Source organism: Halomonas lysinitropha (assembly GCF_902500215.1).
Classification (GTDB): Bacteria; Pseudomonadota; Gammaproteobacteria; order Pseudomonadales; family Halomonadaceae; genus Halomonas; species Halomonas lysinitropha.
Genome location: NZ_CABVOU010000015.1, coordinates 82,293 through 107,675, shown reverse-complemented (window position 1 = coordinate 107,675; position 25,383 = coordinate 82,293). Strand labels below are relative to the sequence as shown.

Annotated in this window: 25 protein-coding genes; 1 reads left to right on the top strand and 24 read right to left on the bottom strand. The window is 63.8% G+C overall.

Annotated elements, in window-relative coordinates; translation table 11 throughout:
* Nucleotides 1-124 precede the first annotated feature (124 nt).
* Nucleotides 125-340, top strand: coding sequence for a PA3496 family putative envelope integrity protein (locus tag HALO32_RS01585; RefSeq protein ID WP_151442034.1), 216 nt, complete (start codon nt 125-127; stop codon nt 338-340).
* A 78-nt stretch (nt 341-418) separates the two neighbouring features.
* Here the strand turns inward: HALO32_RS01585 and HALO32_RS01580 are convergent, their stop codons facing one another.
* From HALO32_RS01580 to argC, 24 genes are all read right to left on the bottom strand, one after another.
* Nucleotides 419-1,759, bottom strand: a complete 1,341-nt coding sequence (locus tag HALO32_RS01580) for a sodium-dependent transporter (RefSeq protein WP_151442033.1) — start codon at nt 1,757-1,759, stop codon at nt 419-421.
* Nucleotides 1,760-2,576: 817 nt separating this feature from the next.
* Complete coding sequence (gene glmS / locus HALO32_RS01570; RefSeq protein WP_151442031.1) at nt 2,577-4,412, bottom strand: glutamine--fructose-6-phosphate transaminase (isomerizing); 1,836 nt, start codon at nt 4,410-4,412, stop codon at nt 2,577-2,579.
* 11 nt (nt 4,413-4,423) lie between these two features.
* Nucleotides 4,424-5,791 (bottom strand): bifunctional UDP-N-acetylglucosamine diphosphorylase/glucosamine-1-phosphate N-acetyltransferase GlmU, encoded by a 1,368-nt coding sequence (gene glmU, locus HALO32_RS01565; RefSeq protein ID WP_151442101.1) that lies wholly within the window; start codon nt 5,789-5,791, stop codon nt 4,424-4,426.
* A 33-nt stretch (nt 5,792-5,824) separates the two neighbouring features.
* Nucleotides 5,825-6,934: an FAD:protein FMN transferase gene (locus HALO32_RS01560; RefSeq protein ID WP_151442030.1), complete on the bottom strand. Its 1,110-nt coding sequence runs from the start codon at nt 6,932-6,934 to the stop codon at nt 5,825-5,827.
* The gene (locus HALO32_RS01555; protein ID WP_151442029.1) at nt 6,931-7,740 is read right to left on the bottom strand and encodes an undecaprenyl-diphosphate phosphatase; all 810 of its coding nucleotides are present in this window, start codon (nt 7,738-7,740) and stop codon (nt 6,931-6,933) included. The genes HALO32_RS01560 and HALO32_RS01555 overlap by 4 nt, the downstream gene beginning before the upstream one ends.
* 87 nt (nt 7,741-7,827) lie before the next feature.
* Nucleotides 7,828-9,204, bottom strand: coding sequence for a magnesium transporter (gene mgtE / locus HALO32_RS01550; protein WP_151442028.1), 1,377 nt, complete (start codon nt 9,202-9,204; stop codon nt 7,828-7,830).
* A 125-nt stretch (nt 9,205-9,329) separates the two neighbouring features.
* Nucleotides 9,330-9,758 (bottom strand): F0F1 ATP synthase subunit epsilon, encoded by a 429-nt coding sequence (locus HALO32_RS01545; RefSeq protein WP_151442027.1) that lies wholly within the window; start codon nt 9,756-9,758, stop codon nt 9,330-9,332.
* Nucleotides 9,759-9,783: 25 nt separating this feature from the next.
* Entirely contained in the window at nt 9,784-11,160 is a 1,377-nt protein-coding gene (atpD, locus tag HALO32_RS01540) for a F0F1 ATP synthase subunit beta (protein WP_151442026.1), read from the bottom strand.
* Between the two features lie 66 nt (nt 11,161-11,226).
* A complete protein-coding gene (gene atpG / locus HALO32_RS01535) occupies nt 11,227-12,108 on the bottom strand; it encodes a F0F1 ATP synthase subunit gamma (RefSeq protein ID WP_151442025.1) in 882 nt (293 codons plus the stop codon).
* Between the two features lie 71 nt (nt 12,109-12,179).
* Entirely contained in the window at nt 12,180-13,724 is a 1,545-nt protein-coding gene (gene atpA / locus HALO32_RS01530) for a F0F1 ATP synthase subunit alpha (RefSeq protein WP_151442024.1), read from the bottom strand.
* Nucleotides 13,725-13,740: 16 nt separating this feature from the next.
* Nucleotides 13,741-14,277 (bottom strand): F0F1 ATP synthase subunit delta, encoded by a 537-nt coding sequence (locus tag HALO32_RS01525; protein WP_151442023.1) that lies wholly within the window; start codon nt 14,275-14,277, stop codon nt 13,741-13,743.
* An 11-nt stretch (nt 14,278-14,288) separates the two neighbouring features.
* Complete coding sequence (locus HALO32_RS01520) at nt 14,289-14,759, bottom strand: F0F1 ATP synthase subunit B (protein ID WP_151442022.1); 471 nt, start codon at nt 14,757-14,759, stop codon at nt 14,289-14,291.
* Nucleotides 14,760-14,834: 75 nt separating this feature from the next.
* Nucleotides 14,835-15,062 carry a F0F1 ATP synthase subunit C gene (gene atpE, locus HALO32_RS01515; RefSeq protein WP_023006402.1) on the bottom strand — a complete coding sequence of 76 codons (228 nt, stop codon included), beginning with the start codon at nt 15,060-15,062 and terminating at the stop codon, nt 14,835-14,837.
* Nucleotides 15,063-15,125: 63 nt separating this feature from the next.
* Nucleotides 15,126-15,950, bottom strand: coding sequence for a F0F1 ATP synthase subunit A (gene atpB / locus HALO32_RS01510; RefSeq protein ID WP_151442021.1), 825 nt, complete (start codon nt 15,948-15,950; stop codon nt 15,126-15,128).
* Between the two features lie 24 nt (nt 15,951-15,974).
* Nucleotides 15,975-16,358: an ATP synthase subunit I gene (locus HALO32_RS01505; RefSeq protein ID WP_151442020.1), complete on the bottom strand. Its 384-nt coding sequence runs from the start codon at nt 16,356-16,358 to the stop codon at nt 15,975-15,977.
* 180 nt (nt 16,359-16,538) lie between these two features.
* A complete protein-coding gene (locus HALO32_RS01500) occupies nt 16,539-17,453 on the bottom strand; it encodes a ParB/RepB/Spo0J family partition protein (RefSeq protein WP_151442019.1) in 915 nt (304 codons plus the stop codon).
* Nucleotides 17,454-17,494: 41 nt separating this feature from the next.
* Entirely contained in the window at nt 17,495-18,265 is a 771-nt protein-coding gene (locus HALO32_RS01495) for a ParA family protein (RefSeq protein WP_151442018.1), read from the bottom strand.
* Between the two features lie 37 nt (nt 18,266-18,302).
* On the bottom strand, nt 18,303-18,959 hold the full coding sequence (gene rsmG, locus HALO32_RS01490) for a 16S rRNA (guanine(527)-N(7))-methyltransferase RsmG (RefSeq protein WP_151442017.1): 657 nt from the start codon (nt 18,957-18,959) through the stop codon (nt 18,303-18,305).
* Complete coding sequence (mnmG, locus tag HALO32_RS01485; protein ID WP_151442016.1) at nt 18,956-20,860, bottom strand: tRNA uridine-5-carboxymethylaminomethyl(34) synthesis enzyme MnmG; 1,905 nt, start codon at nt 20,858-20,860, stop codon at nt 18,956-18,958. Before mnmG ends, rsmG begins: the two co-directional genes overlap by 4 nt.
* A 530-nt stretch (nt 20,861-21,390) precedes the next feature.
* Nucleotides 21,391-22,164: an amino acid ABC transporter ATP-binding protein gene (locus HALO32_RS01480; protein WP_151442015.1), complete on the bottom strand. Its 774-nt coding sequence runs from the start codon at nt 22,162-22,164 to the stop codon at nt 21,391-21,393.
* A 12-nt stretch (nt 22,165-22,176) separates the two neighbouring features.
* Complete coding sequence (locus HALO32_RS01475; protein ID WP_151442014.1) at nt 22,177-22,848, bottom strand: amino acid ABC transporter permease; 672 nt, start codon at nt 22,846-22,848, stop codon at nt 22,177-22,179.
* A 109-nt stretch (nt 22,849-22,957) separates the two neighbouring features.
* Nucleotides 22,958-23,725, bottom strand: a complete 768-nt coding sequence (locus HALO32_RS01470; protein WP_151442013.1) for a transporter substrate-binding domain-containing protein — start codon at nt 23,723-23,725, stop codon at nt 22,958-22,960.
* A 116-nt stretch (nt 23,726-23,841) separates the two neighbouring features.
* Nucleotides 23,842-24,195, bottom strand: a complete 354-nt coding sequence (gene erpA, locus HALO32_RS01465; RefSeq protein ID WP_151442012.1) for an iron-sulfur cluster insertion protein ErpA — start codon at nt 24,193-24,195, stop codon at nt 23,842-23,844.
* 129 nt (nt 24,196-24,324) lie between these two features.
* Nucleotides 24,325-25,359, bottom strand: coding sequence for an N-acetyl-gamma-glutamyl-phosphate reductase (gene argC / locus HALO32_RS01460; protein ID WP_151442011.1), 1,035 nt, complete (start codon nt 25,357-25,359; stop codon nt 24,325-24,327).
* Nucleotides 25,360-25,383 lie beyond the last annotated feature (24 nt).

Genomic DNA, 25,383 nt, shown 5'->3' with positions numbered 1-25,383 from the left:
CCGAGGCCATACCATGGGCGAGCGTTGGCACAGCGTTGTGCAACTGCAGTCCATGCCGTCATCATTCTGTCAAGTGGGGTATAGTAAAAAGTGCAGTGTCGCGAAGTCTTATGGAGAGTCGGTCATGCGCAATGTCGAAAGGGTATCCTCCCTCAAGAATGAGCTCCTCGACATCTACATGAGTATGGAAGTCGTCGAACACGAGCAGCGTTCACGCACCGCCGCCCAGCGCAACCTGCGCGCCCGGCGCGGCATCGAACTGCACAATGAGTTCAAGCGACTGAGACGGGACATCGCTCCGCTCCCCGACGAGGAACTGGCGGAAGATGAGATGCACTGACGACGCATCATGGGACGAGCCCCGCCAGGGCGGGGCTCGTCGACAGGTCCAGGCGCCAGACCATCCGGTGACCTAGGCTCAGAGGCTCGAGATGAAGACCAGGATCACGCCGGCCGGGGCCACGAAGCGTGACACCACGGTCCACAGCGTCGCCTGACCACCGGTAAGATTCAACTCGGCCGCCACGCTGTCGCGGTCCAGCTGCCAGGCCACGAACAGGATGGCCCCCAGACCGGTCAACGGCAGCAGGAACTTGCTGGTAAAGGTATCGAGTAGATCGAAGACATTCAGACCCAGGATCAGGAAGTTGTCCCAGACGTTGAACGACATCAGCGCGGCGATCCCCAGCGCCCAGACCGCCGCACCGCTCACCAGAGTGGCCGCCACGCGCGATAGCGGGGTGCGCTCCTCCATCAGCTCCACCACCGGCTCCAGCAACGAGATCGCCGAGGTCAGCGCCGCGAAGGTCAGCAACAGGAAGAACATCAGGCCGAGGATCATGCCACCGGTCATGTTACCGAAAGCCAACGGCAGGGTGACGAAGATCAGGCCAGGCCCCTCACCCGGGCTCAGGCCATTGGCGAAGACGATGGGGAAGATGGCCAGCCCCGCCAGCAGGGCGATGGCGGTATCCAGGATGATCACCGTCCGGGCAGTACCGATCAGGTTGACGTCCTCGCCCAGATAGGAGCCGTAGGCCATCATGATGCCCATGCCCAGCGAGAGGGTAAAGAAGGCCTGGCCCATGGCCGCCAGCACGACATCACCGGTCACCGCACCCCAGTCAGGGCTGAACATGAACGCCAGCGCTTCGCCGAAGTGGCCGGTGGTCATGCCATAGCCCACCAGCACCAGCATCAACACGACCAGAGCCGGCATCAGGGTGCGCACGGCGCCCTCCAGACCCTTGGTGACGCCACGCGCCACGATCCCGATCACCAGCGCCATGAAGGCGGTATGCCACAGGGTCAGCGCTACCGGGTTGCCCAGCAGTCCGGTGAAGATCTCGCTGACACCATCGGCATCCTGGCCACTGAAGGCCCCGGTCACCGACCCGAGGGTATAGGAGAGCGACCAGCCACCGATCACGCTGTAGAAGGAGAGAATCAGGAAGGCGGCCAGCACCCCGCTGGCCCCGACCAGCGCCCAGGCGGGCAGTCGGCCATTCTTGCGGGCCAGGTCGATCATGGAGTTGATCGGGTTCTCCTGGCCACGGCGGCCGATCAGCCATTCCGCCACCAGGATCGGCAGGCCCACCAGGGCCACGCAGGCCAGGTAGATGAGCACGAAGGCCGCGCCCCCGCTGTCACCCACCATATAGGAAAAGCGCCAGATATTGCCTAGCCCCACCGCTGAACCGGTGGCAGCCAGGATGAAGGCCATCTTCGATGACCACTGTGCGTGGGAAAGTTTCGACATGTTTCACCCTGAGAGTACGTGTCGCCAACGGCCGATCTGGCGCGATGACGGCTTGTCCTTGTCATTGCCACGTCCAGGACGCCATGGTTCACACGACGCCGTCCAGAGCATGACAGGATCCAGGCAGGATCACTGCCCTCTCGCGTCTTACGCGTTCTAGACCCGCAAAACTATCCGATCAAACGCTTGATGGCCACCCATGGAGGGGAGATTCTCGCCCCGACTTTAGGAGTAGAGCGACCGGCCTCAAGTCCTCTCGGAAAAGCCTCACCTGGCGCTCGCCTGAGAAGGCCTCGAGGAAGGGAGGGTGAACAGTGTTCGTAAAGCCGGGAAATCAGGCGACGCGCCAGTTTTAGTGCCTCGCGGTTATCCAGGGTATGCACCATCAGGTCAGGGGTTTTCCCCTGATTTATCCACAGGATTAGACGTTCGATCTAAGGCGTAAAACAATGGTCGTTATACTCGTGATTGTCATGCCTGATAAAGCGAACCAGCGGGCAACCTCTCGTGGAAAGCGCGTGGAATGGGACTCTCGGCTTTTCGGACTGAGCGTGCTGGAGCCCCGAGTGGACACCGAGCGAGGTGGCTTTGAGCCCACGCGCACTTAGCATCACGAGGTTCGTGCCGCAAGTTATCAACATTCGGTTGAGGGCCTTCTCAGCCCTCTCCATGTGGAAGAATTTCCTGTGGCGCCCCTCCCTTGTGCAAGGTATCCCTGCCGGCCAGCGTGCCCCGGCTGGGCCAACCGAAGCAGCTCGTCAGATCGACTTCCTTGGCTGCCTTACCATCATCCAACCTCGCCGGTCAGGCAGCGACCTCACTCCACGGTAACGGACTTGGCCAGGTTGCGCGGCTGGTCCACGTCGGTGCCCTTGAGCACCGCCACGTGGTAGCTGAGCAGCTGCAGCGGCAGGGTATAGAGGATCGGCGCCAGCGCCTCATGCACATGGGGCAGGCGCAGCACGTGCACATGCTCCTCCTCGATCAGCCCCACCTGCTCGTCGGCGAAGACGAAGAGCTCGCCGCCGCGGGCCCGCACCTCCTGGAGGTTAGACTTGAGCTTGTCGAGGAGCTCGTCGTTGGGCGCCACGGAGACGACCGGCATCTCGCTGTCGACCAGCGCCAGGGGGCCATGCTTGAGCTCGCCCGCCGGATAGGCCTCGGCGTGGATGTAGGAGATTTCCTTGAGCTTGAGCGCACCCTCCAGGGCGATGGGAAAATGAGCACCGCGTCCCAGGAAGAGCGCATGGTGCTTCTCGGCGAACGCCATGGAGAGCCGCTCGATGGCCGGGTCCAACTCGAGCACCCGCGCCACCAGGCCAGGCAGGCCGCGCAGTGCCGTTACCAGATCGGCCTGTACTCGCTCGTCGAGCCCCTTCACCCGGCCCAGCGCCAGGGTCAGTAGCATCAGGGCCGTAAGCTGAGTGGTGAAGGCCTTGGTCGAGGCCACGCCGATCTCGGGACCGGCCTGGGTCATCAGGGTCAGGTCCGATTCGCGCACCAGCGAACTGCCCGGCACGTTGCAGATCGCCAGGCTGGCAAGATAGCCGCGCTCCCGGGCAAAGCGCAGTGCCGCCAGGGTATCAGCGGTCTCGCCGGACTGGGAGAGGGTCACGAAGAGGGTATCCTCGGGAACCACCACCTGGCGATAGCGATACTCCGAGGCAACCTCCACCTGCACCGGCACGCCGGCATAGCGCTCCAGCCAGTAGCGAGCCACCATGCCCGCATGATAGCTGGTGCCGCAGGCGACGATGTGGATCTGTCTGGCCTGCCGAAAGAGCACCTCGGCCTCGGGACCGAAGCTCTCCACCAGCGCCGAACGCTCGCCCAGGCGCCCCTCCAGGGCAGCGGCAATCACCATCGGCTGCTCATGGATCTCCTTGAGCATGAAGTGGCGATAGTCGCCCTTGCTGGCCGCGCCGTCACCATGCTCGAAGGTCTGCACCTGACGCTCGACCGCAGTGCCCCGGGCATCGAACACCTCGATGCGACCGCCGGCAGAGAGGCGCACCGCGTCGCCCTCTTGCAGGTAGATGAAACGGTCAGTGACCTGCAGCAGGGCCAGGGGATCGGAGGCCAGGAAGGCCTCTTCGATACCCACGCCCACCACCAGCGGGCTACCCTTGCGGGCCCCGATGACGACGTCGGGCTCCTCGGCATGGATCACCCCCAGCGCATAGGCACCGTCCAGCTGGACCAGCACCCGCCGCACGGCGGTGAGCAGGTCGCCTTCCCGGCGGCTCTCCCGCTCCAGCAGGTGGGCGATCACCTCGGTGTCGGTCTCGGAGGTGAAAGCATAGCCCTCGGCCTCGAGATCACGGCGCAGGATCTCATGATTCTCGATGATGCCGTTGTGCACCACCGCCAGGCGTTCGCCGGACTGGTGCGGATGGGCATTCTCCTCGCTGGGGCGTCCGTGGGTCGCCCAACGGGTATGGGCGATCCCGCTGTGTCCCGGTAGCGGTTCGGCGATCAGGCGCTCCTCCAGGGCCGCCACCTTGCCCAGGGCGCGACACCGCTGCAGGTGGCTATCTGGCGCGAGCACCGCCATACCGGCGGAGTCATAGCCGCGATATTCCAGGCGCTTCAGCCCCTCCAGCAGGATGCCCTGAACGTTGCGTTGGGCAACGGCACCGACGATTCCACACATGTAACCTCTCCTCAGGGTTCCTGGCGCTTGGCCGGCCGCGCCCAGTCGGCCTTGCTGATCTGGCGACCCCGGGAGACGGCCAGGGCGTTGTCGGCGACGTCCTTGCTGAGGGTCGAGCCGGCACCCACGGTGGCGCCCTTGCCGACGCTGACCGGCGCCACCAGAGCGGTATTGGAGCCGATGAAGGCCGCATCGCCGATCTCGGTGCGGTGCTTGTTGACGCCATCGTAGTTACAGGTGATGGTGCCGGCGCCAATATTGACGTCGCGCCCCAGGCGGGCATCACCCACATAGCTCAGGTGGTTGATCTTGCTACCCTCGCCCACCTCGACGTTCTTGGTCTCGACGAAGTTGCCGACCCGGGCCCCCACCGCCAGCCGCGAGCCGGGCCGCAGCCGGGCAAAGGGACCGATGCGATTGCGGCCGGCCACCACCGCCCCGTCAAGGACGCTGTGGGATTCGACCCACGTCTCGGCGCCGACATGGCTGTCGCGGATCACGCAGTGGGGGCCGATGCGAACCCCCTCGCCCAGTTCCACCTCGCCCTCGAAGACGCAGCCCACATCGATCTCCACGTCGTGGCCACAGGTCAGGTGGCCGCGCACGTCGAGGCGCTCCGGATCGAGCAGGGCCACCCCCTGCTCCATCAGTCGCTCGGCGATGTCGTGCTGGTGGGCACGTTCCAGGCGCGCCATCTGGGCACGGTTGTTGACGCCCTCGACCTCCAGCGGACGCGCCGGCTGGGCGGTGGCGATCGTCACGCCTTCGGCGGCAGCCATGGCGATGATGTCGGTGAGATAGTACTCGCCCTGGGCGTTGTCGGCGGAGAGGCGCGGCAGCCAGCGCCGCAGCTGGGCGGCGGTCATGGCCATGATGCCGGTATTGCATTCGCGCACGGTCCGCTCGGTCTCGGAGGCATCCTTGTGCTCGACGATGGCCACCACCTCACCGGCCGCGTTGCGCAGGATGCGCCCGTAGCCCGCCGGGTCCTCCAGGGTCACGCTAAGCAGGCCCAGATGCCGCTCGTCGACCTGCACCAGAAGCTCGACCAGGGTCTCGCGACGGATCAGCGGCACGTCACCGTAGAGCACCAGCACCCTGCCCTCGCCGAGCGCCTCCAGAGTCTGGGCCACCGCATGGCCGGTGCCCTTCTGCTCGGCCTGCAGGGCGAAGTGCACCCGGCAGTCGGCCAGCGCCTCGCGGACCAGCTCGGCCCCGTGGCCGACCACCACATGGGTACGCTCGGCCTCGAGCCCCCGGGCAGTGTCGATCACGTGACGCACCATCGGCTTGCCGGCCAGGCGGTGGAGCACCTTGGGCCGGGTCGAGCGCATGCGGGTTCCCTGCCCCGCTGCCAGTATCACCACGTCGAGCGTCATCATGACTCCTTGTCCCGGTTCATTTCATCTCGTCTATTCTAGGGGGCGTCCCGCCTCCGCCGCCATGCCGGATGCCGGTCCATCGACCACGGTCGCGCCGAGTTCGTCGACGGTCTCGCGGCCGAAGTGATCCGCGAAGGCCGGGCTGGCGAGGCTCGCCCAGCCCTCGCCCTGGCGCACCAGCATCAGCACCGCGAGTTCCCGCTGTCGGGCCAGCGCCATGCCCTCCTCCTCGCCGAGCACCAGCAGGGCGGTGGCCCAGGCGTCGGCCCAGGCATCGGAGGGATGGATGACGGTCACCGAGGCCAGGCGATGGTCGATGGGCCGCCCGGTGCGCGGGTCCAGGGTGTGGGAATAGCGTTGGCCGTCGTGCTCGAAGTAGTTGCGGTAGTCACCCGAGGTGGCCACCGCGATGTCCTCCAGGGCCAGCACATGCCGGGCCTCCTGGGGGCCATCCCGGGGAATCTCGATGCCGATGCGCCAAGGGGCGGACTCTGCGTCGCGATGGCCGGCCACCTTGACCTCACCGCCCAGGTTGACCAGGTAGTGGTCGAGCTCCTGCTGGGTCAGATAGGCCGCCACCCGGTCGGTAGCATGCCCCTTGGCCACGGCGGAGAGGTCGACGAAGACATCGCGCAGGCGCCGGGCCTGGAACGCCTGCTCGTCGACCTCCAGGCTGTCGGGGCCGATCTCGGCCAGTCGTGCGGACAGGGTGGCCTCACTCGGCACTTCCCGCGGACGCGCCTCGGGGCCGAAGCTCCACAGGTTGACCAGCCCGCCGATGGTCATGTCGAAGGCCCCGTCGCTGGCCTTGGCCACCGCCTGACCGATGGCCAGCACCTCGATCAGCGCGTCGGAGAGCGGCTGCCACTCGCCCAGCGGTGCCTCGTTGAGGGCCATGAGCTCGGAATCGTCGCGCCAGGTGGACATGGCCGCATCCACCGCCTCGAGTTCGGCGAGGATCCCCGCCTCGAGCTCGTCGGCTTCCCGGCGCGTCAGCGGATCGGCGATGGATACCTGATAGAAGGTACCGAAGACCTCCCCCTCGAGAGTCACCGGCGATTCCAGCGGTCGATCGCGTTCGGAACAGCCAACCAGCAGAATGATCAGCAAGAGCAGCCACAAGGGACGACAGATGCTCATGATGGGGAACCTCCGAATAGCCAGATCAGGGCAGCACCCAGCAGCAGGCGGTAAACCACGAAGGGCTGCATGCCGATGCGCTTGATGAAGACCAGGAACAAGTGGATGCACAGATAGGCACTGATGCCCGAGAGCAGTGCTCCCATTATCAGGGCGCCCCAGTCCACCGGTCCGCCGGAGACGGCGAGCCCGACGATCTCCAGGCCACCGGCCAGCACGATCACCGGGATCGACAGCAGGAAGGAGAAGCGCGCCGCGCCCTCCCGGTTCAGGCCCAGCAGCAGCCCCGCCGTCATGGTGATGCCGGAACGGGAGGTGCCGGGGATCAGCGCCAGGGCCTGGGCCAGGCCGATCCAGAGGGCGTCCTGCCAGCTGAGTTGGTACTCGTTGCGTGTTCCGCGGCGTCGCCAGTCAGCGTAGGCGAGCAGCAGACCGAATCCGATCAGGCCGCCGGCAATGACCAGCGGCGAGCGCATGATTCCCTCGATGGTGTCCTGGAAGGTGAGACCGGCGAGCCCCACCGGGATGGTGGCGAGGATCACCCACCAGGCCAGTCGCGCGTCCTCGTTACAGCCCTTTCCCGCCACGCTGCGGCACCAGCTGGCGGTCATGCCCACCAGCTCCTGGCGAAAGTAGAGCACCACCGCGCTAAGGCTGCCGATGTGCAGCGCGACGTCAAAGACCAGGCCCTGATCGTTCCAGTCGGTGAAGACCGGCACCAGGATCAGGTGGGCGGAACTGGAGATCGGCAGGAACTCGGTCAATCCCTGAACGATCGAGAGGACGATGATCTGTAGCCAGTCCATGAAACGGTCCCTGTGAGTGGAAGGCGCCGGCACCTCGGCGGAAGCAGAGGATACACATCAGCGGCACGGCTGTCCGTTGTCGACGCATCAGATCCCTGACAGCATGAGCGTGGCGAAGCTGAAGTAGATCACCACCCCCGAGGCGTCGATCACGGTGGTCACCAGCGGCGCCGAAGCGGTAGCCGGATCCCAGCCCAGGCGATCAAGCACGAAGGGCAGGCACATGCCCAGCAGGCTGCCGAACAGCACGATACAGATCATGCTCACCGCCACCACCATCGCTACCGCCTCGCCGCCACGAATGACCCCGATAGGCGCCACGGCCAGCGCCATGGTCAGTCCCAGGGAGCCGGCCACCAACAGCTCGCGCCCCAGCATCCTGCCCCAGTCCTTGACCCCTACGTCACCGGTGGCTATGCCGCGCACCATCAGGGTGGCGGCCTGTGCGCCGGCGTTGCCCCCGCTGCCAATCAGCAGTGGCAGGAAGAACACGAGCGCCACCTGGGCAGCGATGGTCTCCTCGAAGTAGGCGATACCGGCCCCGGAGAAGAGGTTGCCGAACACCAGCAGTACCAGCCAGGTGACGCGCTTGCGATAGAGGCTCCACAGCGGCACTCGGCTGACCCCATCCTCCAGCGCGCCGATGGACATCCCCTTGTGGATATCCTCGGTGGCCTCGGATTCCACCACGTCCATGGCATCGTCGTGGGTGACGATGCCCACCAGGCGCCGATCGGCGTCGACCACCGGCAGGGCCAGCAGATCATAGCGGGCGACGGTGCGTGCCACTTCCTCCTGGGCCTCGTCGACCCCGACACTGATCACGTCCTTGATCATCAGGTCATCGATCAGTGCCCCGGGCGGCGACACCATCAGCTGACGCAGCGACAGGGTACCGGCCAGTCGCCCTCCCGCATCGACGATATAGAGCTGGTAGACCGTTTCCGCATCCGGTGCCGTCTGTCTCACTCGCATCAGGGCGCGGGAGACCGTCATTCCCGTCGGGATGGACACATAGTCCGCGGTCATGATCGCCCCGGCGGTGCCCTCCTCGTAGCTGGCCAGCCGCTTGAGCTCCTCACGTTCACGATGGGCCATGCGCCGCAGCAGTGCCTCGCGACGATTCTCGTCCAGCACCTTGAAGAGGTCGGTCCGCTCATCGGAGCCCATCTCCTCGAGCAGCAGCAGCAGTGCCTTGTCCGCCATCGCCTCGGCAATGACCCGCTGCTCCTCGCCAGGCAGGTAACCCAGCACATTGGCTCGGCGTTCAAGCGGCAGGCTATCTAGCAGGGCCAGAGCCACTTCCAGACCGTGCTCATCCTCCTCCAGGGCGTCTTCGACGATCTCGCCGATATCCGCCGAACGCAGCTCGCGCAACAGCCTACCGAGTCGCTCGGTGTCCTCTTCCTCCAGGGCGGCCAGAAGCGCCGTACGGTAAGGCTCCGCAGTATCGTCGAGAGACATGGCTATTCTCCTCTGCGCGCCGTTTCGTCAGCCGGAGACCGAAAGCAGGGGCAGGCGCCTGCCAGAGACAACAGCGCCCCCCGAACGCTGGGTACGGGGGGCGCGATCAACGGTAAGAGGCTGGATCAGCCCTTGCCGGCCTTCTTGCGCAGTTGCTGGATCGTACGCAGCTGGGCCACGGCTTCGGCCAGTTCAGATGCGGCACGGCTATAGTCCAGCTCAGCGGACTTGTCGTTCAGGTTCCTCAGCGCATGCTGGCGCGCCTCTTCGGCCGCCGCCTCATCAAGGTCATGGGCTCGGGTGGCCGCGTCGGCCAGGATGGTCACCACGTCCGGCTGGACTTCCAGGAAGCCCCCCGAGACGTAGTAATTCTCCTCCTGGCCACCATCATGAAGCACGCGCACCGGACCCGGCTTGAGCTCGGTCAGCAGCGGGGCGTGACCGGGAAGGATCCCCAGCTCGCCCATGCGACCGGTGGCGATGATGCGCTCGATCTGGCCGGAGAAGATGCCTTCCTCGGCGCTGACGATCTCGCACTTGAAGCTTTTCGTCATGACGACGTCTCCCAGGTAGACGGGATTACTTCATCTGGTTGGCTTTCTCGACGGCCTCGTCGATGGTGCCGACCATGTAGAAGGCCTGCTCCGGCAGCTCGTCGTACTCGCCGTCGAGGATGCCCTGGAAGCCGCGGATGGTGTCCTTGAGGGACACGTACTTGCCGGGCGACCCGGTGAACACCTCGGCAACGAAGAACGGCTGCGACAGGAAGCGCTGGATCTTGCGCGCCCGGTACACGGCCAGCTTGTCCTCGTCGGACAGCTCGTCCATGCCCAGGATCGCGATGATGTCCTTGAGCTCCTTGTAACGCTGCAGCACGTTCTGCACGCCGCGGGCGGTGTTGTAGTGCTCATCGCCCACGACCAGAGGATCGAGCTGGCGCGAGGTGGAGTCCAGCGGGTCGATGGCCGGATAGATGCCCAGCTCGGCGATCGAACGCGCCAGTACCACGGTGGCGTCCAAGTGCGAGAAGGTGGTCGCCGGCGACGGGTCGGTCAGATCGTCCGCGGGCACGTAGACGGCCTGCACGGAGGTGATCGAGCCGGTCTTGGTAGAGGTGATGCGCTCCTGGAGCACACCCATCTCCTCCGCCAGGGTCGGCTGATAGCCCACCGCGGAAGGCATCCGGCCCAGCAGGGCGGAGACCTCGGTACCCGCCAGGGTATAACGGTAGATATTGTCGACGAACAGCAGCACGTCGCGGCCATCATCGCGGAATTTCTCGGCGATGGTCAGGCCGGTCAGGGCCACGCGCAGGCGGTTGCCGGGCGGCTCGTTCATCTGGCCATAGACCAGCGACACCTTGTCGATGACGTTGGACTCGGTCATCTCGTGGTAGAAGTCGTTACCCTCGCGGGTCCGCTCGCCGACCCCCGCAAAGACCGAGTAGCCGCTGTGCTCGGTGGCAATGTTGCGGATCAGCTCCATCATGTTGACGGTCTTGCCGACGCCGGCGCCGCCGAACAGGCCGACCTTGCCGCCCTTGGCGAACGGACAGACCAGGTCGATGACCTTGATGCCGGTCTCCAGCAGTTCGTTGGAGACCGCCTGATCGGCATAACCCGGCGCCTTGCGGTGGATGGGCATTCGCTCCTGCTCGCCGATCTCGCCCGCCTCGTCGATGGGCTCACCGAGCACGTTCATGATGCGACCCAGCGTCTCCTTGCCCACCGGCACGGAGATGGCCGCGCCGGTGTTGGTGACGTCCATGCCACGCTTGAGCCCTTCGGTGGAGCCCATGGCGATGGTCCGCACCACACCGTCACCCAGCTGCTGCTGAGTTTCGAGAATGGTCCCGACATCCGAGACCTTCAGCGCGTCGTAGACCTTGGGCACATCGTCCCGCGGAAACTCTACGTCAATCACCGCGCCGATGATTTGTACGATACGTCCGCTCATCTTGGTTCCTCTCAAATACCTGAAAATGAAACCTGCATGCCGGGAGGGCCATGGCCTCCCCTGGCGCTATACGGCGGCGGCACCACCGACGATCTCGGAGATTTCCTGGGTAATGGCCGCCTGACGGGCCTTGTTGTAGACCATCTCCAGGTCGTCGATCAGGTTGCCGGCGTTGTCGGTGGCACTCTTCATGGCGATCATCCGTGCGGCCTGCTCGCAGGCCCCGTTCTCGACCACCGCCTGGTAGACCTGCGATTCGATGAATCGCACCAGCAGGCTATCCAGCAGCGCCTTGGCATCCGGCTCATACAGGTAGTCCCAGCTACCGGGACGCTTGTCTTCTTCGTCGTGCGATTCCGCACCCATGTCGGGCGACAGTGGCAACAGCTGACGGACCACCGGCTTCTGGGTCATGGTGTTGATGAACTCGTTGTACACCACATACAGGCGGTCCAGCTGGCCCTCGTCATAGGCATCCAGCATCACCTTGACGCTGCCGATCAGATCCTCGACCTCGGGCGACTCGCCCAGGCCGCTCTTCGCCGCAACGAGGTTGCCCCCGTAGCTCTTGAAGAAGGTGCCGGCCTTGCTGCCCAGGGCACAGAAGTCGAGTTCCGCCCCCTGGTCGCGCCACGCCCTGGCATCCGTGACCACGGCCTTGAACATGTTCACGTTCAGGCCGCCGCACAGCCCTCGGTCGGTGGACACCACGATGTAGCCGACCCGCTTGGCGTCGCGCTCGACCATCCAGGGGTGGCGGTACTCCGGGTTGGCATCGGCGACATGCGAGACCACGTTGCGGATCTGACGCGCGTAGGGCTGGCTCGCCTTCATCAGGTCCTGAGCCTTGCGCATCTTCGACGCCGCGACCATTTCCATGGCGCTGGTGATCTTCTGCGTGTTCTTGATGCTCCCGATCTGGGTGCGTATCTCTTTTGCAGCTGCCATAGCGATCTACTCCGTTCGTGGCACTCAGAAAGCTCCAGGGCCCGTCCCGCGTGAGGGACGGGCCAGCGGGATTACCAGCTCTGAGTCGCCTTGAACTTGTCGAGACCCTCTTTCAGTCCTTGCTGGATCTCGTCGTTGTAGTCGCCGGTCTGGTTGATCTTGTCGAGCAACTCGGCGTATTCGGCCTTCATGAAGTCACGCAGCGCGCGCTCGAAGTCCAGCACCTTGTTGACCTCGACCTCATCCAGATAGCCCTCGTTGGCGGCATACAGGGAGAGGGCCATTTCGGCCACGGACATCGGCGAGTACTGGTTCTGCTTCATCAGCTCGGTGACGCGCTGACCGTGTTCAAGCTGCTTGCGAGTGGCTTCGTCCAGATCGGAGGCGAACTGGGCGAAGGCCGCCAGCTCGCGGTACTGGGCCAAAGCCAGGCGCACGCTGCCACCGAGCTTCTTGATGATCTTGGTCTGGGCCGAACCGCCCACACGGGACACCGAAAGGCCAGCGTTGATGGCCGGACGGATGCCCGAGTTGAACAGGTCGGTCTCGAGGAAGATCTGACCGTCGGTGATGGAGATCACGTTGGTCGGCACGAAGGCCGAGACGTCGCCCCCCTGGGTCTCGATGATCGGCAAGGCCGTCAGCGAACCGGTCTTGCCCTTCACCTCGCCATTGGTGAACTTCTCGACATAGTCGGCGTTCACGCGAGCGGCACGCTCGAGTAGACGGGAGTGGAGGTAGAAGACGTCACCGGGATAGGCTTCGCGGCCCGGCGGACGACGCAGCAGCAGGGAGACCTGGCGATAGGCTACGGCCTGCTTGGAGAGGTCATCGTAGACGATCAGTGCGTCTTCACCGCGGTCGCGGAAGTACTCGCCCATGGTGCAGCCGGAATAGGCCGCGAGGAACTGCATCGGCGCCGGGTCGGCGGCACCGGCCGCCACCACGATGGTGTGTTCCATCGCGCCGTGCTCCTCGAGCTTGCGCACCACGTTGGCAATGGTCGACTGCTTCTGGCCGATGGCCACATAGACGCAAGTGATGTCCTTGCCTTTCTGGTTGATGATGGCATCGATGGCAATGGCCGACTTGCCGATCTGGCGGTCGCCGATGATCAGCTCGCGCTGGCCGCGGCCGATTGGCACCATGGCATCGATGGACTTGAGACCGGTCTGCACCGGCTCGTCGACCGACTGGCGGGTGATGACGCCCGGGGCGACCTTTTCCACCGCATCGGTCAGCTTGGCGTTGATGTCGCCCTTGCCATCGATGGGATTGCCGAGGGCATCGACCACGCGACCGGCCAGCTCGGGACCCACCGGCACCTCGAGGATACGGCCAGTACACTGAGCGGTCATGCCCTCTTCGAGTTGCAGGTAGTCACCCAGCACTACCGCACCCACGGAGTCGCGCTCGAGGTTGAGCACCATGCCGAAGATGCTGCCGGGGAACTCGATCATTTCACCGAACATCGCGTCCTCGAGACCGTGGACTTTCACGATGCCGTCGGAAACGCTGACGATGGTGCCCTGATTGCGGGCTTCAGATGCGACATCCAGCTTCTCGATACGCTGTTTGATGATGTCGCTGATCTCGGAAGGATTCAGTTGCTGCATGCCATGTCCCTCAGACTCAAGCGGTAAGGGCTTCGGAAAGGCGTGTCAGTCGACCGCGTACCGACCCGTCGATGACGGTGTCGCCGGTACGCAGGATGACACCACCGAGAAGCGCGGAGTCCACCTGAGTGGTAATGGAGATTTCGCGATTCAGGCGCTTCTTGAGCGCACCGGCGAGCTTGTTCTGCTGATCGTCGTCCAGCGGATAGGCCGAGACCACGGTGACATCGACGCGCTTCTCGACCTCGGCGCGCAGCCGCTCAAACTGTTCGGCGATGGCCGGCAGAGCCGGCAGGCGGCCCTTCTCGCCCAGGGCGTCAAGAAAGCGACGTCCCGCCTCGTCGATGTCGACTTCCGCCAGTTCCAGCAGCAGGGCGACCTTGCGCTCGGCAGCCAGGCCCGGATGGGTCAGTAGCTTCTCGACATCACGCACGGCGACGACGCGACCCAGCGTGACCAGCCAGCCGGACCAGGCATCCAATGCCTGATGGGCATGGGCATAGTCGAACGCTGCCTTGGCATAGGGTCGTGCGACGGTAGACAGTTCCGCCATGGGTCACCTCCTCACAGTTCGGCCGCAAGCTTGTCGAGCAGCTTGCGATGTGCCTTCTCGTCGACGGAGGCTTCAAGAACCCGCTCGGCCCCGGAGACCGCCAGATGCGACACCTGAGCGCGCAGCTCGTCCTTGGCACGCTGGACTTCCTGGTCGATCTCGGCACGTGCGGAAGCCACGATGCGCTCACCTTCGGCGCGGGCCTGCTCGCGAGCTTCCTCGACCATCTGCGAGGAGCGCTTGTTGGCCTGCTCGAGGATCTGGGAAGCCTGCTCCTTGCTTTCGCGAAGGGTAGCATCCGCCCTTTCCTGGGCGAGCTCGAGGTCGCGTGAAGCCCGGCTGGCCGCATCGAGGCCATCGGAGATCTTGCGCTGCCGTTCGTGGAGCGCGTTACTGATCGGTGGCCACACAAACTTTATGCAGAACCAGACAAAGATCGCGAAGGCGATCGTCTGCCCGATAAGCGTCATGTTGATATTCACAGGGATGTACCTCTGACTGGTTCGTGGCGACCGGAAACAGGCAAACCGAGCGCAGGACGCCCGGTATGCAGCACGTTAACCGGCAACAACGAAGATCAGGTACATCGCGATACCCACACCGATCATCGGCACGGCATCGAGCAGACCGGCCATCAGGAAGGTCTTGGTCTGCAGCTGATCACCCAGCTCCGGTTGACGTGCAGTGGATTCCAGCAGCTTGCCGCCGAGGATGGCGAAGCCAATACCGGTGCCCAGGGCGCCCAGACCGATCATGAGGGAGGCAGCAATGTAGACGAGTTCCATGGTGGTGCTCCTAGTTTCTCGAGTTGAGGTTCAAGGTTGAGGGTTGATCAAATGTTGCGCGTTTCAGTGATGTTCGTGCGCCTGGCTCAGGTAGACGACGGACAGCACGGTGAAGATGAAGGCCTGAAGGCTGATGACCAGGATATGGAAGATCGCCCAGGGTACGTTCAGCGTCCACATCACCCAGAACGGCAGCAGGGCAATGAGGATGAAGATGACCTCACCGGCAAACATGTTGCCGAAGAGACGCAGGCCGAGACCAAGCGGCTTGACCAGCAGACCAATGATCTCGAGAACCAGGTTGAACGGGATCAACGACCAGTGGTTGAAGGGGGTCAGGGAGAGTTCCTTGGCGAAGCCGCCGACGCCCTTGACCTTGAGGCTGTAGAAGATGATCAGCAGGAAGACGCCAAACGCCATGCCCAGGGTCGCGTTGGGGTCGGTGGTCGGCACCATCTTCATGTAATCGACGCCGAGGCGAAGGAAGATTTCAGGCACGTAGTCCACCGGAATCAGCTTCAGCAGATTCATCAGGAAGATCCAGACAAACAACGTCAGGGCCAGCGGGGCAATGATCGGGTTACGACCGTGGAAGGCGCCGTGAACGGTATTCTCGACGAACTCGAAGATCATCTCGACGATGTTCTGCAGGGTGCCGGGTACGCCGGTGGTCGCTACCTTGCCGGCCTTGCGAAACAGCCAGATGAACAGCACACCCATGGCGATGGACCAGCCCATGGTGTCCAGGTGCAGGGCCCAGAACCCCATCTCCTGGGCCTCGGCGGCAGAGTGCGCCATCGACCAGCCGTTCTCGGGATGATAGCCGAAGGTCAGATTCTGCAGGTGGTGCTGAATATACTCGGTCGGCGAGGGGTTGTTACCAGCCATGGATCTGCCTCTCGTTGGGGTCGGTCAGCCACGCAGCAGCCAGGGAGCCAGCCAGTGCATGAAGTGAACCGCCACGTATGCGCCAAAGAAAAAAGCCAGGTTTGAGGGGGGCACTGACACGAACACCAGGGCGAACAGTGCCACCGTCAAACCGAGCTTGCCCGCTTCGGCCCGATAGAAATTGGACACGAAGCGCCTTGCCTGCCGCCGGTTTCCCAGTACGCCGAGTCGCCAGACGAAGAACAGATTGGGAAGAAGACAGATCAGCCCGCCCGTTACGGCCGAAGTGGCTGCCTCCTGCCCGTCTGTCACCAGGGCGAGGAGCGTGATGACGACGATAGCGCTCGCCTGAGCCTGCAGCAGACGGCGATAATTCGGTCGCCGTTGCATCGCCGTCAGGCTAGCCATGTGCCACTCGCCATGCCTCTCGCATCGGGCTCAGACCCATAGGCAAACAACGGCGGATTATAGGGGACCCCCCCGGCCCCTTCAACCAGAGTGACGGTGATTCCAGCGATATAGAATCCCTCTTCGACCAAAGGGGGACAGGTTGTCGACAGCACCGAAGTCTGCCCATGACCGAACATCTCATCGAATATGCTCCAGGATACCGTCAAGCTCATCGAGGCTGGCGTAACGGATGGTCACCCGTCCCTTGCCACCGCGGCCGTGCTGGATTTTCACGGGCGCCCCGAGCACCTCGGCAAGACGCGTTTCCAGTCCGGCTACGTCCGCGGATGGCGCTTCACGCTGCGGTTTGGCGGGTTCACCGCTGGCTATGCGCTTGACCAGCGCTTCGGTGTCACGAACCGTGAGGTCCTTGTTGACCACCTCATGAGCCGCCTTGCGCTGGCGAGCCCCGGACAGCGCCAGCAGCGCCCGAGCGTGCCCCATGTCCAGGTCACCGCGCTCGAGCAGGGTCTGCACCTCGGGGTCCAGCGTCAGCAGCCGCAGCAAGTTGGCCACCTGGGCACGGGAGCGGCCCACGGCATCGGCCACCTGCTGCTGGGTCAGGGCGAACTCTTCAAGGAGGCGCTTCAAGGCCATCGCCTCCTCGACGGGATTGAGGTCCTCGCGCTGGATATTCTCGATCAGTGCCAGGGCCAGCGCGACCTCATCGGTGACGTCGCGGATCACCGCGGGAATCACGTCGAGTTCGGCGAGCTGGGCGGCACGCCAGCGACGCTCACCGGCGATGATCTCGTAACGCGACTCGCCGACGGGACGCACCACGATGGGTTGCATCACGCCCTGGGCGCGAATTGAATCGGCCAGTTCCTCCAGCGCCTCCGGCTGGATGTCACGACGCGGCTGGTATTTGCCGCGCGAGAGCTGCCCCAGCGGAAGCCGCTCGAGTCGCTCTTCGGGGGTGTTTTCCGAGGGGTCCAGGACCGGTGTGGCCTCGGACGTATCGACCTCGGGCAGATCAAGGCTTTCATGACGGCGGGCATTGGCACCGATCAGGGCATCCAGGCCGCGTCCCAGGGCGCGTTTACGCGTCATCGACATTCCCTCATCACTACCAGCGGTATTCGGCGACCGGCCTACAGGGACAGTCGCCGGATCAGTTCCTTCGCCAGCACCCGGTGGGCCTGGCTGCCGCGCGAAAAGCGGGCGTACTTGGTTACCGGCAGCCCATGACTGGGGGCCTCGGCAACCCGTACGTTGCGCGGAATGGTGGTCTTGAGCAGCGCATCGCCGAAGTAGTCCCGCAGCTGCTTACTGACATCGCGGGTGAGGCTGTTGCGGGCGTCGAACATGGTGCGCAGGATCCCGTAGATCTCGATCTGAGGGTTAACGCTGTCCTTGATCTGCTCCACGGTATCGAGCAGCGCTGACAGCCCCTCGAGGGCGTAGAACTCACACTGCAGCGGAATCAACACACCATCGGCGGCCGTCAGGGCATTGACGGTGAGCATGTTCAGCGACGGTGGGCAGTCGATCAAGACCACATCATATTCACCGGCCACCTCGTCCAGGGCCTTCACCAGACAACGTTCCCGCCCTTCTCGACGGTCGAGTAGTTCAACCTCGGCGGCGGTGAGGTCGCCGTTGCCGGGCAGCAGAGCGTAGCCCGCCTGGGGGCAGTCGAGGATGACCTCGGTGGGACGCTTCTCACCCAGCACCACGTCGAGCACACTGCCATCCAGATCATGCTTGTCGGCGCCGCTGCCCATGGTGGCATGGCCCTGGGGATCCAGGTCGACAAGCAGCACGCGGCGATCCAGGGCGGCCAGGCTGGCAGCGAGATTGACGGCTGTGGTGGTCTTGCCCACCCCGCCCTTCTGGTTGGTCAAGGCTATGATCTTGGTCACTGGCAACTCCCTTGCTGGGGAAACAGACGCCTCTGGGTCAGGCCTGGGTCACATCCCGGTGCCGAAGGACCACGAGCTGCCGGCTCCCGGTCTCGTAGGGCACCGCGAGGTCGTGTCGTTCTGCCACGACGATCTCTTCGGGAAGATCCGCCAGCTCATCATCCACGGCGGGCCCCTTCATGGCCAGCCACTCGCCGCTCGGTGCCACCAGGCGCGCGGTCAGCGCGATGAAATCGCCCAGGCTCGAGAAAGCCCGCGAGATTATCTGGGCATAGCCTCCGACAACGGGTTCGAAGGCTTCGACCCGGGCCTGTACCGGCGTCACGTTGCAAAGGTCCAACTCCATCACGGCCTGGCGCTGGAAGCGTACCTTCTTGCCGTTGCTGTCGAGCAGCGTAACCGCAAGGCTCGGCTCGAGAATCGCCAGCACCAGGCCCGGTAAACCCGCCCCCGAGCCCACGTCGAGCAGTTGCGTTCCATTGACGAAGGGCAGCACCGCGGCACTGTCGAGGAGATGGCGGGTCACCATCTCCTCCGGTGTGCGTACCGCGGTGAGGTTATAGGCGCGATTCCACTTGTGCAACAGCCCCACCAACGCCAGCAGCCGACGACGCTGCTCGTCATCCACGGCGATACCCAGCGCCGCCAGGCCGCTGTCGAGACGCGTCTCGACAGATTGCGCGACTCTCGTCATGCGCTGGCCGCCCGGCCATCGTCGAGTAGCCGTCGCTTCTTGAGGTGAATCAGCAGGATCGAGACCGCCGCCGGGGTCACGCCGGATATGCGTCCTGCCTGGGCCAGGGTTTCGGGACGTGTCTCCTCGAGCTTCTGTCGGATCTCGTGGGACAGCCCCTCGACGCGCTGGTAGTCAAGGTCGTCCGGCAGCGGCGTGGCCTCGTGGCGCTTGAGCTTGTCGATCTCTTGCTGCTGTCGCTCGATGTAGCCCTGGTACTTGGCCTGGATCTGGACCTGGTCGGCCACCGCGTCGTCGTCGACCGCCTGCCCTTCCATGCCGGGCAGCCCCGCGAGGTCACCATAGGCGAGCTCAGGGCGCCGCAGCAGGTCCATCAGGCTGTATTCGCGAGACAACGGCGTACCGGTCCTGGCCTCGACCCGGGCGGCCGCGGGGGTACCCGGCTGCACCCAGCTGGCCCGGAGGCGCGCGCTCTCGCGCTCGACTGCCTCGCGCTTGGCCGCAAAGGCCGACCAGCGGGCATCGTCCACGAGGCCCAGTTCGCGACCGGTCTCGGTGAGACGCATGTCGGCGTTGTCCTCGCGCAGCAGCAGGCGGTATTCGGCCCGCGAGGTGAACATGCGGTAGGGCTCCTTGGTCCCCAGCGTGATCAGGTCATCGACCAGCACGCCCAGGTAGGCCTCGTCACGCCGCGGTGACCAGGCCTCATTCCCACGGGCCCGCCGTGCGGCGTTGAGGCCGGCCAGCAGCCCCTGGGCCCCCGCTTCCTCGTAGCCGGTGGTGCCGTTGATCTGGCCGGCGAAATAGAGGTTGTGGATAAACTTCGTTTCCAGCGAATGGCGCAGATCCCGGGGATCGAAGAAGTCGTACTCGATGGCGTAGCCCGGGCGGGTGATATGAGCGTTCTCCAGCCCCGCGATGGAGCGTACCACCTGCAACTGCACGTCGAAGGGCAGCGAGGTGGAGATGCCATTGGGATAGAGCTCATGGGTGTCGAGGCCTTCCGGCTCGATGAATATCTGGTGGCTCGCCTTGTCGGCAAAGCGGTGCACCTTGTCCTCGATGGAAGGGCAGTAGCGTGGCCCGACTCCCTCGATCACCCCGGAGTACATCGGCGAACGGTCCAGGTTGGCGAGGATGATCTCGTGGGTGCGCTGGTTGGTGTGCGCGATATGGCAGCTTACCTGCCGAGGGTGCAACTCGCGGTTGCCGAGGTAGGACATCACCGGCGTCGGGCTGTCACCGGGCTGCTCCTCGAGACGGGAGAAATCGACGCTCTTGGCATCGAGCCGGGGCGGCGTCCCGGTCTTCAGGCGGTCGACCCGGAACGGCAGCGCTCGCAGCCGCTCGGCCAGAGCATTGGAGGGGGGATCACCGGCGCGGCCGCCACGGCTGGTATCGAGGCCGATATGGATCACCCCGCCGAGGAAGGTGCCGGTGCACAGCACCACGGTCTCGGCCAGGAAACGGATGCCGGTCTCGGTGACCACGCCGCGCACGGTATCACCTTCGACGACCAGGTCGCCGGCCGCCTGCTGGAAGAGCGTCAGGTTCTCCTGGGTTTCCAGCATGGTGCGAATGGCCGCCTTGTAGCGGACCCGATCGGCCTGGGCCCGGGTGGCACGGACCGCCGGCCCCTTGCGGGCATTGAGCACACGGAACTGGATGCCACCGAGATCGGTTGCTAGACCCATGGCACCACCGAGGGCATCAATTTCCTTGACCAGATGACTCTTGCCGATCCCGCCGATGGCGGGATTGCAGGACATCTGGCCGAGGGTCTCGATGTTGTGGGTCAGCAGCAGGGTCCGGCAGCCCATGCGGGCCGAGGCCAGGGCGGCTTCGGTTCCGGCATGGCCGCCGCCGATGACGATGACGTCAAAGCGGTCGGGATACTCCAAGGGTCACCTCTCGGCGCAATGCACCGAAATCACAGTCATGAGTGGAAATCAGCGGCCCAGTATAAACCTCCTGTGGGTAATCGTCAGGGTTTTCCACATCGGATCGCATGGATCAACGCTCGCTCTCCACTCCTAAACAATAAAATAGAATATATAAAAGAAGTTCTGTTGTGGTAGTAACTACTGGTGTGGACATTTTCCGTGGATAAGTAAATAAACTACCATTTTTTCAATGCATTACGGTGTTGACTCCTGAACGGACAAGAGGGTGACTGCCTGCGAACGAGGTGTCGGGAGGCTGTGGACGGAAAGCTTCCTTATCCACAGCTCACTTCGAACACGGCTTGTCCACCGTCTGCTACCCGGCTTGTTACCGCAACTGTGAACAACCCGACATGAAGCCTCCATTTCCCCGCATGACGGGGGCTCCAGGCTGCCCGGGCCTGGTTTACCATTTTTTTTGTCCACAGCCAAAAAAAGGCCCTGTCGATAACGACAGGGCCTTGGCGAGGTACGCGATAAGAGCGGGATCAGTGCTTGAGGACCCTCGACAGGAACTGCTGGGTCGGCTTGTTGCGGGGGCGATCCAGGACTTCTTCGGGCGGCCCCTCCTCGGCAATCTCGCCCTGATGGATGAAGATCACCCGGTCGGCAACTTCCCGGGCGAAGCCCATCTCGTGGGTCACGATCATCATGGTCATGCCTTCTCCTGCCAGCTTACGCATGGCATCGAGGACTTCACCGATCATTTCGGGATCGAGCGCCGATGTCGGCTCATCGAACAGCATCAGGCGTGGCTCCATCGCCAGGGCGCGGGCCAGGGCCACCCGCTGCTGCTGACCGCCCGAGAGCTGCCCGGGAAACTTAACCGCCTGGTCACTGATGCCCACGCGCTCGAGCAGTCGCTCTGCCGTTTCGATGGCGTCCAGGCGGCTCCAGCCACGTACCTTCATGGGCGCCAGGGTCACGTTGTCGAGCACGCTCAAGTGCGGGAAGAGGTTGAACTGCTGGAAGACCATGCCCACCTCGGTACGGATCTTCTGCAGTGCCTTGCCCGCCTTGCCATGCGGCAGCAATTCGTTGCCATCGACCTCGATATGGCCCTGCTGGAACTCCTCGAGGCCATTGATGCAGCGGATCAGCGTTGACTTGCCTGAACCACTGGCACCGACGATCACGACTACCTCCCCGGGTGAGACCTCCAGGTCGATATCTTTCAGCACATGCAGGTCGCCGAAGAACTTGTTGACCTTGTCGAGGTGCACGATGGGGTCGGCGGCGGAAGAGGACTTGTCTTGGTTCATGTCGCGCTTTCCTTATTGTCCGGCCAGGCCCTTGCGTTCGATGATGCGCAGCACCAACGACAGGGAGAGCGTAATCGCCAGATAGAGCATGGCGACCATCAGATAGACTTCCAGGGCCGTGAAGGTGGTGGCGATGTAGACTTGGCCCTGACGGACCAGCTCACCGACACCGATCACCGAGAACAGTGAGGTGTCCTTGATGCTGATGATGCCCTGGTTGCCAAGTGATGGGATCATGCGCCGGAAGGCCTGTGGCCAGATAATGTAGCGGAAGGTCTGGCGTCGGGAGAGCCCCAGTGAGAGACCGGCCTCCTTCTGGCCACGGTCAATCGACTGCACTCCGCCGCGAACAATCTCCGAGATGTACGCTCCCGAGTTGACCGCAATGGCGGCGATACCGGCCACCAGTGCATTGATCGGTCCACCCAGCAGCTGGGGCAGACCGTAGAAGATGAAAAGCACCTGGACCAGTACCGGTGTGCCACGAAAGATTTCGATGTAGGTGATCGCGGGGATCCGCAGCCAGGCAAAGGGGCTGATCCGCAATAGACCAAAGATGATGCCGATGATGAAGCCGATGGCCAGTCCTACGAAGGAGATCAGCAGCGTATAGGGAATCCCTGGTAGCAGGTGGGGAATGGAGGCAAAGGCCGCCTGCCAGTCGAATTGGAAGGTGACGTCCACAAGGTTTCTCCGTCAAGACGCAAGGGTGACGACAGGGGAAGCGTGCCGGTCGCGCAACGCAACGGGGCCGGGTCGAGTGCCCGGCCCCGCGATCAAAAGGCGACGTCCGTCATTCGTCGCTTGCGCTACCGAACCACTTGGCGTGGATCTCGTCGTAAGTGCCGTCTTCACGCATTTCCGCCAGGGCCTCGTTGACTGGCTCGACCCATTCGCTGCCTTGCACGAAGGCGATGCCGTACTGCTGGCCTTCGTAGAGATCTCCCACGACCTTGACCCGGCCCTCGCCACGGCTCTGGGCAAAGTAGCCGACATTGGGGGCATCATAGAATACAGCGTCGACGCTGCCGCCTAGCAGAGCCATGTACATGTCACTGCTGCCCGGATAGGGGGTGATGTCGGCCTCGTCACCCAGGTTCTCCTCCAGGAAGTCATAGCTGGTGGAGCCGATCTTGGTACCGATCTTCTTGCCTTCGAGGTCATCCAGTTCCTGGACGCTGTCATCGCTGGCGCTCACCAGGATCCGTAGACCGCTGTCGTAGTAGGGGTCGGAGAAGTCGACGATCTCCTCACGCTCCTCGGTAATGGTGATGCCGGCGATGGCGATGTCGACGTTGCCGGTCTGCACGGCAGGGATGATGCCGTTGAAGTCCATGGTGCGCAGGTTGTATTCGAAACCGGCACGTTCTGCCAGTTCACTGATGATGTCCATGTCGAAGCCGACCATCTCGCCGGTCTCCTGGTCCATCATCTCGAAGGGAACGAAGCTCGGGTCGGTGACGACCTCGAGAACATGATCATCGGCGATGGCTGCACTGGTGAGTCCCAGCCCGAACGCGACACTGGCGGCCAGGGTGGCGGTTTTCAGTTGACGTTTCATACGAGTCCCCATGGATAGAAGTTGTTTGTGGAGTACGCCCTAAACCATGGCGAGTTCCCGGGGAAGCGTCAAGTGGAAGGAAAAGCGTTCTGTTGCCTTTGAGCCAACGCTGGTGGTCAGACCATGAAGGAGGCACCGCAGCCGCAGGTGGTGGTAGCGTTGGGGTTCTGGACCAGGAAGCGGGCACCGGCAAGCCCCTCCTCGTAGTCGACGGTAGAGCCGACCAGGTACTGGTAGGAGAGGGGGTCGACCACCAGGGCCACCTCTCCGAACTCGACGAGGGTGTCGTCGTCGGCGATCTCCTCGGCGAAGTCAAAACCGTACTGGAAGCCCGAACAGCCTCCACCGGTGACGTAGACCCGCAGCTTGAGCCGGGGGTTGTCCTGTTCCTCGATGAGCGCTGTGAGACGGGCACGGGCCCCATCCGAGAGCATCAAGGGGGTGGGAACGAAGGATGCGGCACCACTCATGGGTGACCTCCCCTGGGTCGATGAATGTCTTGCGAGAGGGGATTATCCACAATCCCCAGCAAAAGGGTCAACTTTGTCGGGAGCGACCATCTCCCGGCGACCTTTGGTGTTGGGATGTGAGTCGTGCCATCAGGGCATGATGGCTGGGGCATCCAGGCCGGCCAGTTCATCGAGGCCAAGCATCAGGTTGAGGTTGTGCACGGCCTGACCGGAGGCCCCCTTGACGAGATTATCGATCACCGAGAGCACCACCACGGTGTCACCGTCGCCGGGACGATGGATCGCCAGGCGGCAGAGGTTGGCGCCTTTTACACTGCGCGTCTCGGGATGGCTGCCGGGCGGCATCACGTCAACGAAGGGTTCGTTGGCGAAGCGCCGCTCGAAGAGTGCCTGGAGATCATCCGGTTCAGTGGTCAGGCGGCCGTAGAGGGTGGCGTGGATACCGCGGATCATCGGTGTCAGGTGAGGCACGAAGGTCAGGCCGACAGGGCGACCAGCGGCATCGGCCAGCCCCTGACGAATTTCCGGCAGGTGACGGTGGCCCGAAGCGCCATAGGCCTTCATGGATTCGCTGGCTTCGGCCAGCAGGGAGGGTACCTTGGCCCCGCGGCCGGCGCCGGTGACGCCGGATTTGCAGTCGGCGATGATCCGGTCGGCATCGATCAGTCCCGCCTCCAGCAGCGGCAGCAGTCCGAGTTGCACGGCGGTGGGATAGCAGCCGGGGACGGCGACCAGCCGTGCCTGACGGATGCGCTCACGGTTGACCTCGGGCAGGCCATAGACCGCCTGATCCAGCAGCTCGGGGGCGCCATGAGGCTCGCCGTACCAGTGAGACCATTCGTCGCTGTCGCGCAGCCGGAAGTCGGCCGAGAGGTCAATGACGCGGGTCCCTCTCTCGAGCAACTCACCGGCCAGGGCATGAGCAACGCCATGGGGGGTAGCAAAGAAGACGGCATCGCAGCTTGCCAGCTGTTCGGCATCGGGCTCGCTGAAGGCCAGGTCGTCATAGTGACCGCGCAGGTTGGGGTAGAGCTCGCTGACGTAGGTGCCGGCCTCGGAGCGTGAAGTGATGACGTCCACTGCCACATGGGGATGACAGGCCAGAAGCCTGAGCAGTTCGACGCCGGTGTAACCGGTGCCGCCGACGATTCCGACCTTGATCATGATGGCCTCCTGGGGTTGGTGACG

Bases quoted from the DNA above. Each gene is read 5' to 3' on its own strand.
- argC (WP_151442011.1), bottom strand. From the start codon at position 25,359: ATGATCAAGGTCGGAATCGTCGGCGGCACCGGTTACACCGGCGTCGAA.
- HALO32_RS01580 (WP_151442033.1), bottom strand. From the start codon at position 1,759: ATGTCGAAACTTTCCCACGCACAGTGGTCATCGAAGATGGCCTTCATC.
- atpD (WP_151442026.1), bottom strand. From the start codon at position 11,160: ATGAGCGGACGTATCGTACAAATCATCGGCGCGGTGATTGACGTAGAG.
- HALO32_RS01560 (WP_151442030.1), bottom strand. From the start codon at position 6,934: ATGAGCATCTGTCGTCCCTTGTGGCTGCTCTTGCTGATCATTCTGCTG.
- HALO32_RS01545 (WP_151442027.1), bottom strand. From the start codon at position 9,758: ATGACGAAAAGCTTCAAGTGCGAGATCGTCAGCGCCGAGGAAGGCATC.
- atpG (WP_151442025.1), bottom strand. From the start codon at position 12,108: ATGGCAGCTGCAAAAGAGATACGCACCCAGATCGGGAGCATCAAGAAC.
- glmU (WP_151442101.1), bottom strand. From the start codon at position 5,791: ATGACGCTCGACGTGGTGATACTGGCAGCGGGGCAGGGAACCCGCATG.
- atpA (WP_151442024.1), bottom strand. From the start codon at position 13,724: ATGCAGCAACTGAATCCTTCCGAGATCAGCGACATCATCAAACAGCGT.
- HALO32_RS01480 (WP_151442015.1), bottom strand. From the start codon at position 22,164: ATGAACCAAGACAAGTCCTCTTCCGCCGCCGACCCCATCGTGCACCTC.
- erpA (WP_151442012.1), bottom strand. From the start codon at position 24,195: ATGAGTGGTGCCGCATCCTTCGTTCCCACCCCCTTGATGCTCTCGGAT.
- atpB (WP_151442021.1), bottom strand. From the start codon at position 15,950: ATGGCTGGTAACAACCCCTCGCCGACCGAGTATATTCAGCACCACCTG.
- glmS (WP_151442031.1), bottom strand. From the start codon at position 4,412: ATGTGTGGAATCGTCGGTGCCGTTGCCCAACGCAACGTTCAGGGCATC.
- atpE (WP_023006402.1), bottom strand. From the start codon at position 15,062: ATGGAACTCGTCTACATTGCTGCCTCCCTCATGATCGGTCTGGGCGCC.
- HALO32_RS01500 (WP_151442019.1), bottom strand. From the start codon at position 17,453: ATGACGCGTAAACGCGCCCTGGGACGCGGCCTGGATGCCCTGATCGGT.
- mgtE (WP_151442028.1), bottom strand. From the start codon at position 9,204: ATGTCTCTCGACGATACTGCGGAGCCTTACCGTACGGCGCTTCTGGCC.
- HALO32_RS01505 (WP_151442020.1), bottom strand. From the start codon at position 16,358: ATGGCTAGCCTGACGGCGATGCAACGGCGACCGAATTATCGCCGTCTG.
- rsmG (WP_151442017.1), bottom strand. From the start codon at position 18,959: ATGACGAGAGTCGCGCAATCTGTCGAGACGCGTCTCGACAGCGGCCTG.
- HALO32_RS01525 (WP_151442023.1), bottom strand. From the start codon at position 14,277: ATGGCGGAACTGTCTACCGTCGCACGACCCTATGCCAAGGCAGCGTTC.
- HALO32_RS01555 (WP_151442029.1), bottom strand. From the start codon at position 7,740: ATGGACTGGCTACAGATCATCGTCCTCTCGATCGTTCAGGGATTGACC.
- HALO32_RS01470 (WP_151442013.1), bottom strand. From the start codon at position 23,725: ATGAAACGTCAACTGAAAACCGCCACCCTGGCCGCCAGTGTCGCGTTC.
- HALO32_RS01585 (WP_151442034.1), top strand. From the start codon at position 125: ATGCGCAATGTCGAAAGGGTATCCTCCCTCAAGAATGAGCTCCTCGAC.